Below are 15,729 nucleotides of genomic sequence, written 5' to 3' on the forward strand. Positions count from 1 at the left end.
CGCTACTTCCTGGACTCCGCCTCGGATTTCGTCGTCTGTTCGCCTATTGTGTCGATGTTCGTCCTTGCGGGCACCTAGGCGTTGGTCGCAGCACCGGCGACGTCAGCCTTTCCGCTATCTCGAACCGCTGCGAGGAGAAGAGTTCTACAATGCTGCAAGAAACATCCTCTGCCAAACCGGGTAGAGGCAAATCCAGAAGCTCCCGAACACGCGGGGCGGTCTAGCATGGGAGGAACCTAGGATGCCCGAGAAGCACAGTCTGCCAAAAACGGGGGGCGCCGTGATTGTTCCCACGTGTGATGACTCTAATAGGGGCGATCAGGCCCTCGTGTGGGAGACTCGTCGCGTGGCTGAAGCAGCGGGATACACTGGCCAATTCTACATGCTTGGCGACCCCGTACAAGGTGCGCCACAGTCAGAGGCGACGGGAATCGGTCTCCTCGCACCGCTTCTAAGCCACCCAAACACCAGATACTCCCCCAAGAGTAACCTGCACTACGGGCCGTTGCTGGTACTAGTCTGGGGGGCTATTGCTCTTGTCGATACGGTCAAGTGCATGATTCTGCTGACGACAACAGGCCGAGCAGTTCTACGCAGATTCTTGACGCTGGGGGAGCGTAAGACGTTGAAGGTCATGGAGGAAAGTGATATTTGCTTCGTGAAAGGCGGAGGCTTCATCCACTCCACGAACAGCATTACCGACCCTTACCGCGCCTTTTACCTTCTCTTCCATGTCTTTCTCGCACAGTCGCTAGGCAAGCCAGTCTACGTGATGCCGAATTCATTCGGGCCGTTCAAAGGAGCCCTATACCGATTTCTGGTTCGAGGTGCGCTCAATAGATGCTCAGTGGTCACGGCCCGTGAGTCCATTTCGCAGAAAGCTCTCAGTGCAATCGGAGTCGAAAGTCAGCTATACCCGGACCTCGCCTTCAGCTTGGACAGCCTCCCCCTAGACGAATCGCCCATTAGATCAATACGGCAGCACCACGGCAGCAAACCCGTTGTTGGTATAACTGCGCGACCATATCGCTTTCCGCACTCTCCAGACCCCGCCGAAGCATACGCTCGCTATCTAGACGAAATGGCCAAGCTTGTCGCATGGCTTTCCAGCCACGACTTCATTCCGGTGCTAATCGAGCACGTAATAGCCGGCGGTGAACATGAGAGCGACATTTCGGCAATCAAAGCGATCACGCATCGGCTATCAGGAGTTGACTACGAAGTAGTTTCCCAGCCGACCTACACGTGTCGCGAACTGAAGGCTCTCTACGGAGAATGCGACTACGTGATTGGAACGAGATTCCACTCCGTGATATTTGCGTTATCCGAAGGCGTTCCAGCGCTAGCTATCGCCTATGGCGGCAATAAGGGGAAGGGTATTATGAGGGACGCTGGCCTATCGCGGTTTGCCATCGATATTGAGGCATTCCGTGCGGAGGCAGCCTCCGAGCTCTTTTCCGAATTGGTAGATGAACCCGAGTTGAGAGATCATCTTGTTACACTTCGCAAGGATTGCGGGGACCGCCACGCCGAACTGGCGCAGTTGATTCGGAGGGCATATCCGTGAACCTGAGTTCGCGCTGGATTGGTGCATTGACGAAGTGGTCATGACTCAATCCGCGAAACATGCGCCATGAAGGATGCAGTAGCCTAACCTTGCTCATGGGTGAAAGAGTTGAGCAGTGACCATGCGATGTGGGTCCAGACAGGAGCGTATTTGGATATGACTCGAGTTCTAGTGATCACTAATAATTCTTGGAATGACAGCAATAGCACGGGCCTCACTACAACGAACTTCTTTGGCGGCTGGGATCGAAACAGTATCGCGAACTTGTATTGCCGGTCTGAAGCGCCGAACAATGATGTCTGCGATCAGTACTTTCGAATAACGGAAGCCGACCTTGTTCAAAGTATTTTTCAGGGCGGACCCATCGGAACGAGATCGGACTATGTCGGCCTAACGAAGAGCCAGCAGGCGACTGATCGCGAAGCTGCGGACAACGAGAGAAGGCTATACCGCTTCTTCCGAAGCCGGAGATTCCACGCGCTGCTGTGGGCGCGGGAGTTATTGTGGTGTGCTGGGAAGTGGAAGAACGCTAATCTGCGTGACTTCCTCACGGAGTTCAACCCCGAAGTGATATATATGCCTATCCATGGCTGCTTCTACATGCACGACGTATTGCATTACGTAAAGGCATGCACTGGTGCGAAGGTTGTGCTCTTCACTGGTGACGATATGTATTCGTTGAGGCAGGTGTCGCTATCTCCTTTGTACTGGATTAACAGGGTTGTGCTAAGGAGCAAGGTCCGCAGGAGTCTTGTGCATGCGGACCTGTGCTATTGCATGAGCGATACACAGAAGGATGAACTGAGTAGAGAATTCGGAGATAAGTTCCGTATCATGAGGAGGGGCATGGTAATCGGAGATGGGAAGCCGTCGCACACCACACTCGGCCCTATTGTCGATTTCGTCTACGCCGGGAATTTACTTGGTGGGAAGAGGTGGAAGACGCTGTCCATGTTGGCACGAGAAATTCATCGGCAGAATGCGGGGAGTCTTAAGATGCGGCTCCATATTTATAGTGCCGATGCGCTGACCCAGCGAATGGTGGAGTCTTTCGACTTCCCTGGTGAAGTGTTTCTGATGGGTGAAGTTCCAGCAAGTGCGATACCCGGAATTCTCGGTGGGGGTGATATTGTCGTGCATGTCGAATCATTTGAGCTTAAGTACAAGATGCAGACTCGGCTTTCATTTTCCACGAAGTTGGTCGACTACTTTCGGAGCGGGAAGTGCATATTTGCGGCGGGCTGGGCTGGTGCGAATTCAATAAGCTATTTGATTGAGAATGATGCCGCAATTGTAGCGAGTGACGAGGACGCCATTGGGCCGCAATTGCGAAGAATCCTTCATAATCCTGAAATTATTGCTGAGTATGGCGATAAAGCTTGGGCTTGCGGGGTGCGGAACCATGAATTGTCAAGAATTCGCGACGATTTTACTTCCGCCATTGGGTCCCTGGTCAGCGCGGGGCAGTCGGTTGGAAGAATCGCTTGATGATGTCCTCGTCTGAGGTGAGTCGGGTTATGCTGCTCATTCTCCCCAGTGGAACTAAATTAACACATGCAGCGAACCGCACGAAGAGGATACTTTCATGGAAACAACTGCAGCGTAATGAACGTCCTTATGACACCTAGTGCCTTCAATTTGGGCGGCAGTGCGAATGCAAGTACTTATTATCAGCCTTGCTATCTGCTTCAACAAGAAGATGTGACGCAACGGTCGCACGAGGCGTGGACAATTCGGAACTGTGCGAAGGCTCTGGTCATGAAAGACTCACATCACTGCGAATTCCATTAGATAGGTTTAACTTGAAGTCGAGAGTTGGAAGTGTTGAGGGAACTCGTGGCGAATTGTTAATGAGGGCCTTCCCGATATTTAGGAAATGGTAGGCAGGACCGCATGAAGATTTTATTGACTGGTGCAGATGGGTTCTTGGGGTGGCATACTCGGACACGTCTCAGTGCGCAAGGCGATCACGAGGTTGTTCCTGTCACGAGGAGCATGTGGGGCCAGTTGTCCGCATTGGCGCGAGATGTGGACGCGATTATTCACGTCGCCGGGGTGAACGCCCATGGGGAACCTACGGGAAATAGCGATCTGGCGGCTCAAGTTGCCGAAGCGGCCAGAAATTCCGATTCGTGCACTAGGATCGTTTACGCAAACACGATTCATGCAGGGAATGGGACGCCCTATGGTAGCGACAAGGCACGTTCCGCTGAGATCTTGTCAGAGGTGGCTGCGGAAAAGGGGGCAAAATTTGTCAATTTGAGATTCCCGAATCTGTTCGGGGAGCATGCCCGCCCTAACTACAACACCTTTGTCGCAACGTTCATCCAGGCCGTCATAGACGGTACTGTGCCGAACATCGTCGATCGTCCGATCGCTCTGTTGCATGCGCAAGAGGCGGCACAGGCACTCATAGACGGGCTAACCCTGGAGCGTACGGCTTCGGAAGCCGAGGCGTTGGCTCTTCCGATCATGGGCTCGCAGGCGACCGTCCGAGGTGTTTACGATATGCTGCTCCATTTCGACCGGCTTTACTCTAAGGGCGATATTCCGGCATTGCGTTCACCCTTCGAAGTTTCCCTTTTTAACAGCTATCGGGCAGCTCTGTTTCCGCTGCGCTCGCCTATCCCGCTTGTTAAGCACGCAGACCAGCGCGGATCGTTCTTCGAGACTGTCCGTGTTGTCGATGGGGGAGGCCAGACGTCCTTCTCCACGACTGTGCCAGGTGTCACTCGGGGAAACCACTATCACCTGCGGAAGATCGAACGATTCGTCGTTCTCTCCGGTAATGCCCGCATAAGCTTGCGACGGATATTTAGCGACGAAGTTGTGAGTTTTGACGTCTCGGGTGATGAACCGTGTGTTGTGGACATGCCTACGATGTGGTCTCACAACATCATTAATATCGGATCAGAAACCCTGACAACACTTTTCTGGATCAACGAGCTCTTTGACCCAGGGGATCCTGACACCTTCGCGGAGGTGGTGTGATGGGAGACCGGCTTGAGGTCGTACCCCTGTTGCGCACAGCCAGATATCATCCGGCTTCGCCTAGCGCTCAGCTTTCCGAAGGATTCCAACCCAGATGAGCGAGAAGAACTTGCCTAACACCACCAGCATCCGTGACTCCGTCGTAACCATCACAGGAGGCACCGGTTCCTTCGGCTCCACCATGGCCATGGACCTGCTTCGTAAGGGCGTCGGCGGTATCAACATCTTCAGTCGTGACGAGGCCAAGCAGGACGCGATGCGTCGTCGCACCGATGACCCACGCGTCCGCTACTTCATCGGTGACGTGCGAGACACCGACAGCGTCTACCAGGCCGTGCGTGGCGCTGACTTCGTCTTCCATGCCGCTGCGCTCAAGCAGGTTCCATCGTGCGAGTTCTTCCCTGAGCAGGCTGTCAAGACCAACGTGCGGGGGAGCTATAACGTGATTGAAGCCGCGGCAAAGGCGGGGGTCCGCTCGGTGGTCTGCCTCAGTACAGACAAGGCCGTCTACCCGGTCAACGCGATGGGCATGACCAAGGCGTTGATGGAGAAGACCGCTCAGGCGTTCGCTCGGAACAACCCGAACTGCCCGACGACCGTCTCGCTGACCCGCTACGGCAACGTCATGTACTCGCGCGGCTCGGTTATTCCGCTCTTCATCCAGCAGTTGCAGGCTGGGAAGCCTCTGACGCTGACTGAACCGCTGATGACACGTTTCCTTATGTCGCTGGAGCAGTCGGTCGATCTCGTCTACCACGCTTTTTTCCATGCTACGGCGGGGGATTTGTTCGTACGCAAGGCTCCCGCGAGCACGGTTGAAACGCTGGCACGTGCGGTCGCCTCGCTGCTCGGTAACGACGACCCCGAGATCCGCGTGATCGGAGCCCGTCATGGTGAGAAGCTCCATGAGACGCTGCTGAGCCGCGAAGAGATGGCGAAGGCCGAGGATCAGGGCGGGTATTTTCGGGTCCCCCTGGACGCCCGATCGCTGCAGTACGAGTTGTACTTCGACGATGGCGAGACGCGACTGGCCGGCTTGGATGACTACACGTCGGAGAACACCGACCGGCTCTCGCTGGAGGAGACGAAAGACCTGCTACTCACGATCCCCGAGATCGCAGCGCTGACCGAGCGGGGTGTCGCCTGATGTGTGTTGTAGCCGCAGGCGCAGCGAGCTGCCGCGGAGATGGCGAACTCGCCACCATATTCTGGAGGAGCGAACTGTTCATACCGCAGGGCACCGACACCTACACCGAGGTAGCCTGATGACCAAAGTAATGACGGTGGTGGGCACCCGCCCTGAGATTATTAGGCTGTCCGAGGTGATCAAGCGCTTGGACGCGACGGTCGACCACGTGCTTGTTCACACGGGCCAGAACTACGACTACGAGCTGAACGAGATCTTCTTCGAGGAGTTGGGGCTGCGCAGGCCTGACCACTTCCTCGAAGTAGACACCTCGAGCCTGGGCCACGTGCTCGGTGAGGTGCTGATCAAGACCGAGCAGGTGCTGCTGCAGGAGAAGCCGGACGCCTTCCTCGTCCTCGGGGACACGAACAGCTGTGTCGCAGCCGTGATCGCCAAGCGGATGCGCATCCCCGTCTACCACATGGAGGCCGGTAACCGGTGCTTCGACGAGAACGTGCCGGAGGAGACGAACCGGCGCATGATCGACCATGTCGCCGACTTTAACCTTGTCTACACCGAGCATGCGCGGCGCAATCTGCTCGCCGAAGGGCTCCATCCACGTCGCATCCTGCTGACGGGCTCGCCAATGAACGAAGTGCTCACCGCTCAACGTGCGGCCATCGAGGATTCCGACGTGCTCAAGCGGCTTGGCTTGGAGGAGGGGGGCTACTTCCTCGTCAGTGCCCATCGGGAAGAGAACGTCGACAACCCAAGCCGTCTCTCGGCGCTGCTGGACTGCCTCGAGGCCGTGGTCGACGACTTCAAGCTGCCGGTACTGGTCTCGACCCATCCACGCACCAGTAAGCGCCTCGAAGCATCCGGTCGGGACGTCGATGGCGTCAGGTTTCACAGGCCGTTGGGCTTTCACGACTACAACCACTTGCAGTTGAAGGCGCGTTGCGTACTCTCGGACTCGGGCACCATTGCTGAGGAGTCGTCGCTGCTCGGGTTCCCGGCGGTCACTCTCCGCGACTCGATCGAGCGGCCGGAGGCCCTCGACAGCGGGGCCATCATCATGACGGGTCTCGACCCGGCCAACGTGTTGGAGGCGGTCAGGGTGAGGATGGCGGACGCTGCCCTCGCGCAGGGATCCCTGCTCCCGCAGGACTACAGCCACCCCAACTCGTCGGAACGGGCAGTGGGCTTCATCCTGTCGACCTGGCGACGTCACGCGGCGTGGTCGGGCCTGAAATAGTGCGTCTGATGCGAAGGAGAAGCTTAGATGCCCTTCAACCGTAAAGGGGGGACGACGTGAGAGTCCTACACATCAACGCGGTCGCTGGCAGAGGAAGCACCGGTCGCCTATGTGATGAGATCTCCCAGAGACTCAGCGAGCTCGGCGATGAAGCGTACGTCGCATACTCGGTTGGGGGGGACGGTGCCGGGCGAATCCGAATCGGCTCGCGACTCGATGCAAAGCTCCACGCCTTGTTCTCTCGAGTGTCAGGCATGCAGGGGTACTTCTCCAAGAGAGCCACTGCCACACTGCTGGCCGACATTCGCAAGTTGCGGCCGGACGTCGTCCATCTGCATAACCTGCACGCCAACTACGTGAACCTGGGGATGCTGCTGAGCTACTTGGGCCAGGAGGACATCCCCACGGTTATCACGCTCCATGATTGCTGGTTCATGACAGGTAAGTGCACGCACTACGTGTCAGTCGGATGTCAGAGGTGGGAGGCGGAGTGTGGCGAGTGCCCGCTCCTGAGGGCTGACAATCCGAGTTGGCTCTTCGACCGCACGGCGAGAATGAAGCTAGACAAGATGAATTGGTTTGAGGCTATCCCGCGTCTTGCTGTTGTCGGTGTATCGGACTGGATCACCAAGGAGGCGCGTGCGTCGCACCTAGCCAGTGCTCCCATCCTGACAAGAATCTACAACTGGGTGGATCGAGCAGTGTTCTTTCCCGACGCTGCCGGAGTGACGCGGGAGCGGCTCGGGATCCCCGACGGCGACACAATGGTGCTTGGGGTAGCAAGTGGTTGGTCAGAGAAGAAAGGACTAGGCGAGTTCGTCGAGTTGGCGCGGCTGAACCCCGATTTCAGAGTCACACTCGTCGGATCAATCGCAGACGCAGAGAATCTGCCCAAGAACGTGGTTTCCGTCGGCCCCTTGGCTGATCCATCGCAATTACGGAGGCTGTACTCGGCAGCCGATGTCTTCGTCAGCCTTTCGGAAGCAGAGACCTTCGGCCTTGTGACTGTTGAGGCACTCGCATGTGGAACGCCCGCCGTGGTTATGAACTCCACGGCAAGCCCTGAACTGGTCGCGGACGGGTGCGGCACGGTGGTGGAACCAGGTGATATTGAAGGCCTTTCGCAAGCCATCCGAGCACACGCCGCTACTGGCAAGAGCTCATTCCTGGAGACATGTGTTGAGTCAGTTGAGAGGCGATTTGATCCAACAGTCCAGATAGATGAATACGTCGACTTGTATCGGCGACTCTGCGCCATGCTCTCATTGGGCAAGTGATGCTAGCCATCTCCCTCCTCATTATCTTCTTGGGATTGGCACGGGTGATCACGCTTCCATTGCGACCTGGGAAACTTGTTTTCGGGGCGTTGGCGGCTTGCGCGATGTGGGTTGTGATTGCATTCAGAGACTTGGGCTTCGGTTCCGATACTGCAGTCTATATCGCCAACTACAAAGCTTTGCAGTGCGTGAGTTTCGCCGACGTTGCAGCACGCTTATTGGACCCCTCAGTCAAGGATCCAGCGTTCTACCTGCTGGCGAAGATTTTTTCGGAGCTTGGAGTAGGCCCGAGAGCTTGGATCGCCGTTCTGGCAGCTATTTTCTGCATATCACTCGGCCGTGCGGTCCATAAGTATTCACCCGAACCATTTCTCAGCTTCATTGCGACTATTTCGTTAGGTTTAACCTATTTCGCAATGAACGGGTTGAGGCAAACGCTCGCTATGTCAGTATTGCTTTGGGCGTACGGTGCACTCCGCGAGCGTCGGCCTGTTCGGTTTATTTTGATTGTGGCGCTTGCGTCGGCGTTTCACTCGGCTGCGCTCATCTTCCTCGTTGCTTACCCGCTCGCAGGATTGGTCTTGGGTTGGCGGCAAGTGATCTTGGTGATGTTGGGCTGGGCTGGAGCATTCCTCGCCCCAGACCGCGTCCGACAGATGATAACCGAATTCGCGTGGACTGAGAGTTTGAAGGAATACGCGGATAGTCGCGTGTCGCTCTCTGTTTCCGGATTGATTATTGCCGTGTCGATATTACTCTTCTGCGTAGCCCTTCGTGCAAGGGTTTTGAAGCAGGACCCTCAAGCTCTGTCATTTTATAACGTGCTAGCCGTGGGTGCCGGCTTCCAAGCGATGGCGACGCTTGTTGCCGAGTTCTTTCGAGTTGCATATTATTTCAACATCGCGGCCGTGTTTTTGATCCCCATGGCAGTAGTCCACGGAACGCCGAGAAATCAGCGCAGCATGATCTACTTCGGTGTGCTCGGCGTGCTTCTAGCATACACATACTGGGCTTCGCCGTACTCAGGGCTGACCCTCGCGAGATGACTCTTCAATCGAGGGCGTCGCAGGGGAGGGCCGGATCTGGAGACGTTGCGAGCCTGGGAGCCTCGAGGCAGAGGCCGATTTCCTCCGGCTCTGCCTATTTCACACCAGCCCTTGACCTCGTTAGCCTCGATCGGGGCTGTCAGTTAACCGGCTCTTCACCGTGGCCTTCGTGATACCTCCACCCGTGCCCCTGCTGCGGCGTGTCGACCCAGCACCGTCCCCACGTCCGACTGAGCGGAGTCCGTTACCGTCGACGTGGCGAGGTCCCTCAGCTTCTCGAGAACGCACCTCGGAATCTAACCTTCAGTCAGGAAAACTCTTGGACATCAAGTATATCGGATTCTTCGATCACGTCTCCAATGCACGCGAGGGTCGAGCGCATGCGCTTTCCGCGGCGAGCAAAATGGAGTACATTGCTGATGCATTGAATCGTTTAGGGCACAGGGTGCTAATCATCTCGCCAAGCCAGACGAAACATCGTAGGTACTTCCCCGGCCATACAAGACAACTTACGCCCATGACGTGGTTGAGAGTGTTTCCAACCTATCCCCGTGGCACCATCGCGCAACGGCTTCTTCGAGTGGTTGCCGGGAAGATATTCTTGCTCGCCTACCTCTTGCGCAATACACGTGCAGGCGAACCAGTCTTGGTCTACCATTCACTGGATATCCAAGAAGTGGTCCTCGTGGCGAAAGTGCTCCGTCGCTTTCGATTGATTCTTGAGGTTGAGGAGATCTATCAGGATGTTGTGAACACTTCTCGCTGGAAGCGTAAAACCGAGTATGCACTGTTCGGAAAAGCCGACGCCTTCATCTTCTCAACAGAACTGCTAGACGAGAAGTTGAACACTGGGGGCAAGCCGCACGCAGTGGTGTATGGAACGTACAAGCGCCCCGAGCAGACGGGCAAATCGACTAACGATGGCCGGACGCACGTTGTCTACGCCGGAACCTTAGACCCGAGGAAGGGTGGCGCGGCAGCAGCGGCAGCAGCAGCAGCATATTTGGACGGCTCATTCCACATCCATATCTTGGGGTTTGGCTCCGACAGTGACATTGCTGCTATGAAGCGCGCGGTCTCTAGGGTAAGTTCCGCGAACGCTGGTCTGGTCTCGTTTGATGGTGTCCTCCGCGGCAAGGAGTACTCCAAATTCCTACGTCAATGCGACGTTGGACTTTCTACGCAGAACCCTTCAGCTGAATTCAATGACAGTTCGTTTCCCTCCAAAATCCTTTCATACCTAGCTCACGGCCTGAAAGTCGTCACCGTGCGAATACCGGCGATCGAACGGTCGAGGATTGCTCCCGCGGTGACATTCTATGATCATCAAGAACCGCCGGAGATTGCCGAAGCTATAAGGGAAGCGGTCTCCTCTCGGGCGAGAGATAATATTGCGTTGATTGAACAACTCGATATAGAGTTCATGTCCAGCCTCGCACGATTGGTCGAAGCAGTAAAGAGCCAAGGCGGCTGCAGGTGATTGCGAATATACGCCGGATCGTCAGATTCCGTCCAACGAACGGGCGTAATGTGGTGATACTCAAGAATATCGTCGCATCGTTTGCAATCAAGGGCAGCTCACTCTTGCTGGCGTTGTTGACGATGCCCGCCTACATCCGCTTTTTTGATAACCAGCAGGTGCTGGGCCTTTGGTTCACGATAATCACGACATTGAGTTGGATTCTCAATTTTGACATGGGTCTTGGGAATGGGCTTCGAAACAGGCTTGTCAGTGCTCTTGGGGAGAATTCCGTTGAAAAAGCGAGAGGTTACATCTCATCAACATACCTTGTCACTTTCGGCTTGGTGGTTTTGCTCGGGCTCTTTCTCGGCATTCTAGTTCCCTTGGTGGATTGGAACGCCGTATTCAACGTCTCGAAAGAGAATATCTCGAGTGAGTCGCTGACAGCGGCAGTCGGCTTCATCTTCGCGGGGATACTCGCCCAGCTGTTGCTAAGAACGATCACTTCGATACTATTTGCGCTGCAGAAGGCCGCCCTGCCCGCTTTGCTCAGTCTGGCCACAAACGCCTCGCTACTAGCGTTCGTACTGTTGGTGGAGCCCGGAACTTCTGGGCACAACGTTCTGATGCTAGCCCAAGCCTATGCCCTCGCCGCGAATCTTCCCCTCGTAATAGCGACAATTCTTGTCTTTGCGACATCCCTAAGGCACTGCCTGCCGTGGCCCTCGGCATTCCGATTCGTTGATGCCGTTGACGTGTTCCAGCTTGGTGGCACTTTCTTTCTCTTGCAGATCCTGTTCATGCTGTTGGCTAACACGAACCCGTTTCTTATCTCAAGGCTTTCTGACCCTAAAGACGTTGTCGACTTCCAGGTTTATTCGCGGCCCTTCACTGCGCTTAGTACTCTCTTCGTGCTGGCATTGACTCCCATTTGGTCGGCAGTGACCGAGGCTGTCGTGAAGTCTGACTTCGGCTGGCTTGATCAACTGTTCAAGCGGCTATCCGTGCTCGCGGTAATGACCACGCTTGTTATGTTCGCCTTCGTGCCTGCCCTGCAGCCTTTCGTGGACGTTTGGCTGGGGGCGAACGCGATCCACATAGACCCCGGATATGCATTGGCATTCGCGGCGTCAGCAAGCGTGTTTGCCTGGAACGGTGTCCTCTCGAGCATCGCCAACGGGGCGGGCATTTTACGCGTTCAGGGAATAATGCTCGCGTTGGGTGTGGCACTTAAACTCCTGATTGCGTCCACGATGACCGCGGCAACCGGCGCTTGGATTTGGGTTGTGGTATCGGATGTGGCGGCACTCGTGCCCTATCTTGTGGTGCAGTCCGTGTGTTTGAGACGCTTCACGCGGAACAGTGGCCGGTGTGGGAAAGGTGCCGGCTCGTGAGAGCCTCTCTTAGCAGATTGAAGCGCCCCAGGTTCTCTGCCTGAAGCGCCCCAGGTTCTCTGCTTGAAGCGTCCCAGGTTCTCTGCCGCCCTCATACGGGACTGTACTTTCAACGGCTCTGTCGCACTTTCGGTGGTGAATGAAGTGTCAACGGTCGGGGCGTGCTGTGGGCTTGTGTCATGATCGGTCGTGGTTGAAGCAAATGGGCTGGTCAGGACGGTGTTCTCGGGGCTTGCGGCGCTGGTGATCGAGGATGTCGAGGACGCTGGCGACGTGATCGTGGTCCGCGCTTCGACCCGGGGCGAGGCGGTCAAACCCGAGTTGGTTCAGGTCGCCGGATTCTCTGGTCTGAAATGGTGTTGACTAGGGGTGTTGCTGCCGGAGGTGTGCACTAAGCCTCGATCCACCGACCCGCGGGGGTGTGGCTGGTGAGGTCGGGTGGACGGGGGCGGGGACCGATGGGCGTGTGGAAGCTGCCGGTCTGCCCGGCTTTTCCACTGGTGGTTCCTTGGTCGTAGCGGTCGTGGCGTGATGGTCAGGTCGCGGATTGGGCGGGGAGCCCGACCGCTGCCGCGAGGGTGGCCCAGGCCTGTTGCCAGGGCCAGCCGACGGGTAGGTGGAGGCGGAGCCGTCGGGCCGAGGTCGCGATCCGGGCCGGGATGGTGATCAACTTGCGGCGGATCGTGGGGGTCGTGGCCCGGGCCAGCGCCGCGCTCTGGGTCAGCGTCGCGGCGGCGCGGGTGAGGTTGAACGCCATCACCGCGCAGACGAGCCAGGCCGCGTTCGCGGTGAACCGGCCCGAGGGCAGGTGGGCCAGGGCGGAGGCCTTGAGGTCGGCGTGGACGTTCTCGATGATCGCGTGCCGGCGGTGGACCTGGTCGGAGTGAACGGTGTCGCGTTGGTCGGCCGGTGTGGTGGTGAAGAACGCGTGGAAGCGCCAGAGGTCGAACAGCGATCCCTGCCCGTCGGCCTGTTTGGGGTTCAGGTCGGGGATCCGGCGAACGATCAGGCGGCCGGGGACCTGTGCGGTCTTCTTCTTGGAGGAGAACGCGGTGAAGGCGATCTCGGCGACCTCGGCGCGGGAGACCCAGGTGGCGCTGGTCTGGTCGTAGATCGCGTCGGTGTACTTGATCGGCGTCCACCCATCCTCAGGTATCGAGGCGATGGCGCGTTTGACGGCCGGGTCCATCCGCACGGTGATCGAGACCTCCGCTCCTGCTTTGATGGCCGCGGCGACCAGGGTGTGGGAGTAGAACGCCGAATCGGCCCTCACCAGCACCGGCCGGCCCGCCAGCCGGCTGCGCCGCACCAGTGCCAGGGCATCGGTCGCCAGACGGGCCGCTCCCCGCGAGGAGCCGGTCGATCCCTTGCGGAGCCGTTGAGCGGCGATCACCGGCGCGATCTGGTCGGTGGAGACGGTCGCGAGGAGAGCGTTCAGGCCCCGGACCCCGGAGTAGCCGAACGCGGCGCCCTGCTTGCGGTGGCCGTGGACCTCAACGATGGTGTCGTCGATATCGACCATCACCGCGCCGGTGTCGTGGGCCTCGCCGAGGAGGTTGGTGTGATCGGCGAGGTTGAGTAGGAACCGGGACGCGACCGCGTCGGCCTGGCGGACGTGACCAAAGGTGAACGCGCGCAGGAACGAGCCCAACGTCGAGGGGGCGTAGACGCCGGTGAAGACCTTGCCCATCCCGCCGTGGCGCAGCAGGGCCATGTCGTCGATGCTGTCGGCGCCGGCGGCCATGCCCGCAACCAGGCTGGACAGTTTCAGACCCGGATGGGCGCCCTTGTCGGTCGGGACGCTCATCCGTTCGTCGGCCAGTTCGCGCAGCCCCGCCGCTTGGGCCAGCCGCATCAACGGGACCAGGCCGGCCGCCGACACGAGGTTGGGATCATCGAATGTTGCCGAGGCGACCCGGCGGGTGTGAGAGAGTTGCATCTACGAGATGCCCTTCTTGACTGGCTGATACGGACCTTAGACAAGTCGTATCTTCCCAGGCCAGAAGGGCATTTCCACGCTCCCGCGCCTACCCACCCCACCCAGCACATCGGTGGATCGAGGCTAAGAAGGTACTCGGTAGCCTGTCGGGGTGGGGTCGTTCGTGCGGAAGGTCAAGACCGCGTCCGGAGCGACCGCGGTCCAGATCGTGCACAAGCGCGGCAAGCAGCGTCTCGGGATCGACCACATCGGTTCGGCCCACGACCAGGGCGAGCTGGAGTTGCTGTTGCAGGTCGCCCGCGAACGGCTGGTGCAGGGGCAGGACGAGCTGGAGCTGGGCTGGGAGCCAACCGGGCGGCCGCCGGGCCAGGCGGTCGTCGAATCAACGGCTTCGGCGGTGTTGTGGGACGCGTTGTCGTCGGTCTATGACGGGCTCGGGTTCGACGTGCTGGGCGATGAGTGCTTCCGCCAGCTGGTGCTGGCCAGGATCGTGGAACCGACCAGCAAGCTCGATTCGATCCGGGTCCTGGACGGTCTCGGGGTGGCCGCGCCGTCGTTGAGCACGATCAAACGGACCCTGCCGCGGATCAACAAGGGCGACTACCGTGACCTGCTCGCCCGGGCCTGCTGGGACCACGTCACGGCCAAGGGCGGCGTCGCCCTGGTGATGTATGACGTCACGACCCTGTACTTCGAAGCCGAGAACGAGGATGCGCTCCGGCGGGTCGGCATGTCCAAGGAGCGCCGGGTCGACCCGCAGATCACCGTCGGACTGCTGGTCGACCCGACAGGTTTCCCGCTGGAGGTGCACATGTTCGAGGGCAACAAGGCCGAGACCACGACCCTGCTGCCGGTCATCGAAGCCTTTCAGGCCCGTCACCAGGTGCGCGATCTGGTGGTGGTCGCCGACGCCGGGATGTTGTCGGCGGCGAACCTGAACGCCCTGGAGGACGCCGGGTTCTCCTTCATCGTCGCCGCCCGGCAATCGAAGGCGCCGGCCGAGTTGCAGGGCCATTTCGAGGCCCACGGCAACTACCTGGCCGACGGGGCGACGTTCGAGGTCACCCGCCCGATGGGCGTGGGCAAGGACCGGCGTGACCGGCGGGTGGTCTGGCACTACCTGTCGGCACGGGCGCGGCGGGACCAGCAGACGCTGAACAAGCAGATCGAACGGGCCGAGACGATCGCCGACGGCAAGGCGCCGATCGGCAAGCACCGCTTCGTCACCCTGGAGGGTGCCACCAAGGGCGTGGACTGGACCCTGGTCGAGCGCGCCCGCGCCGCTGCCGGGTTCAAGGGATACGTGACCAACCTGGACCCGGATCTGCTCGACGGGCCGGCTGTCGTGGCGACCTACCGGGACCTGTGGAACGTCGAGGCCTCCTTTCGTATGGCGAAGTCAGATCTCGCCGCGCGCCCGATCTACCACTACAAGCGCGAATCGATCGATGCCCACCTCACCGTCGTGTTCGCCGCCCTCGCCATTGCCCGCACGATCCAGGCCCGGACCGGGCTCTCGATCAAGAAGTTCCTGCACGCCCTCCGGCCGCTGACGTCAGCAGTGATCAACACCGGCACCCAGACCCTCACTATTCCGCCGGCTATCTCGCCCGAGGCCCAACAAATCCTCGACGCCCTCCCCGGTCAGGGTGTGCACTAATCTGAACCAACT

The 15,729-nt window shown here is 58.6% G+C and carries 12 protein-coding genes; 11 read left to right on the forward strand and 1 reads right to left on the reverse strand.

What is annotated here, in order from left to right; translation table 11 throughout:
• Nucleotides 1-241 precede the first annotated feature (241 nt).
• The 10 genes from GA0111570_RS03355 to GA0111570_RS17555 all read left to right on the forward strand — a co-directional run bounded on the left by GA0111570_RS03355 (nt 242) and on the right by GA0111570_RS17555 (nt 12,481).
• The gene (locus tag GA0111570_RS03355) at nt 242-1,567 is read left to right on the forward strand and encodes a polysaccharide pyruvyl transferase family protein (protein WP_092606354.1); all 1,326 of its coding nucleotides are present in this window, start codon (nt 242-244) and stop codon (nt 1,565-1,567) included.
• Nucleotides 1,568-1,666: 99 nt separating this feature from the next.
• Nucleotides 1,667-3,055, forward strand: a complete 1,389-nt coding sequence (locus GA0111570_RS17250) for a glycosyltransferase family protein (RefSeq protein ID WP_139283128.1) — start codon at nt 1,667-1,669, stop codon at nt 3,053-3,055.
• A gap of 405 nt (nt 3,056-3,460) precedes the next feature.
• On the forward strand, nt 3,461-4,558 hold the full coding sequence (locus GA0111570_RS03360) for a polysaccharide biosynthesis C-terminal domain-containing protein (protein WP_092606356.1): 1,098 nt from the start codon (nt 3,461-3,463) through the stop codon (nt 4,556-4,558).
• 94 nt (nt 4,559-4,652) lie between these two features.
• A complete protein-coding gene (locus tag GA0111570_RS03365; protein ID WP_092606358.1) occupies nt 4,653-5,705 on the forward strand; it encodes a polysaccharide biosynthesis protein in 1,053 nt (350 codons plus the stop codon).
• A 118-nt stretch (nt 5,706-5,823) separates the two neighbouring features.
• On the forward strand, nt 5,824-6,939 hold the full coding sequence (gene wecB / locus GA0111570_RS03370) for a non-hydrolyzing UDP-N-acetylglucosamine 2-epimerase (RefSeq protein ID WP_092606360.1): 1,116 nt from the start codon (nt 5,824-5,826) through the stop codon (nt 6,937-6,939).
• Nucleotides 6,940-6,995: 56 nt separating this feature from the next.
• Nucleotides 6,996-8,216: a glycosyltransferase gene (locus GA0111570_RS03375; RefSeq protein ID WP_092606362.1), complete on the forward strand. Its 1,221-nt coding sequence runs from the start codon at nt 6,996-6,998 to the stop codon at nt 8,214-8,216.
• Entirely contained in the window at nt 8,216-9,262 is a 1,047-nt protein-coding gene (locus GA0111570_RS03380) for an EpsG family protein (RefSeq protein ID WP_092606364.1), read from the forward strand. The genes GA0111570_RS03375 and GA0111570_RS03380 overlap by 1 nt, the downstream gene beginning before the upstream one ends.
• Nucleotides 9,263-9,581: 319 nt before the next feature.
• On the forward strand, nt 9,582-10,742 hold the full coding sequence (locus tag GA0111570_RS03385; RefSeq protein ID WP_092606366.1) for a glycosyltransferase: 1,161 nt from the start codon (nt 9,582-9,584) through the stop codon (nt 10,740-10,742).
• Nucleotides 10,743-10,792: 50 nt separating this feature from the next.
• Nucleotides 10,793-12,118, forward strand: a complete 1,326-nt coding sequence (locus tag GA0111570_RS03390; RefSeq protein WP_092606367.1) for an MATE family efflux transporter — start codon at nt 10,793-10,795, stop codon at nt 12,116-12,118.
• A gap of 189 nt (nt 12,119-12,307) precedes the next feature.
• A complete protein-coding gene (locus tag GA0111570_RS17555; RefSeq protein WP_175557302.1) occupies nt 12,308-12,481 on the forward strand; it encodes a hypothetical protein in 174 nt (57 codons plus the stop codon).
• 172 nt (nt 12,482-12,653) lie between these two features.
• Here the strand turns inward: GA0111570_RS17555 and GA0111570_RS03395 are convergent, their stop codons facing one another.
• Entirely contained in the window at nt 12,654-14,057 is a 1,404-nt protein-coding gene (locus tag GA0111570_RS03395) for an IS1380 family transposase (RefSeq protein ID WP_092606368.1), read from the reverse strand.
• Nucleotides 14,058-14,208: 151 nt separating this feature from the next.
• On the opposite strand from GA0111570_RS03395, the gene GA0111570_RS03400 reads away from it, so the two are divergent.
• On the forward strand, nt 14,209-15,717 hold the full coding sequence (locus GA0111570_RS03400; RefSeq protein WP_092606370.1) for an IS1634 family transposase: 1,509 nt from the start codon (nt 14,209-14,211) through the stop codon (nt 15,715-15,717).
• Nucleotides 15,718-15,729: the final 12 nt, after the last annotated feature.

This window comes from Raineyella antarctica, assembly GCF_900092135.1.
Taxonomy (GTDB): Bacteria; Actinomycetota; Actinomycetes; order Propionibacteriales; family Propionibacteriaceae; genus Raineyella; species Raineyella antarctica.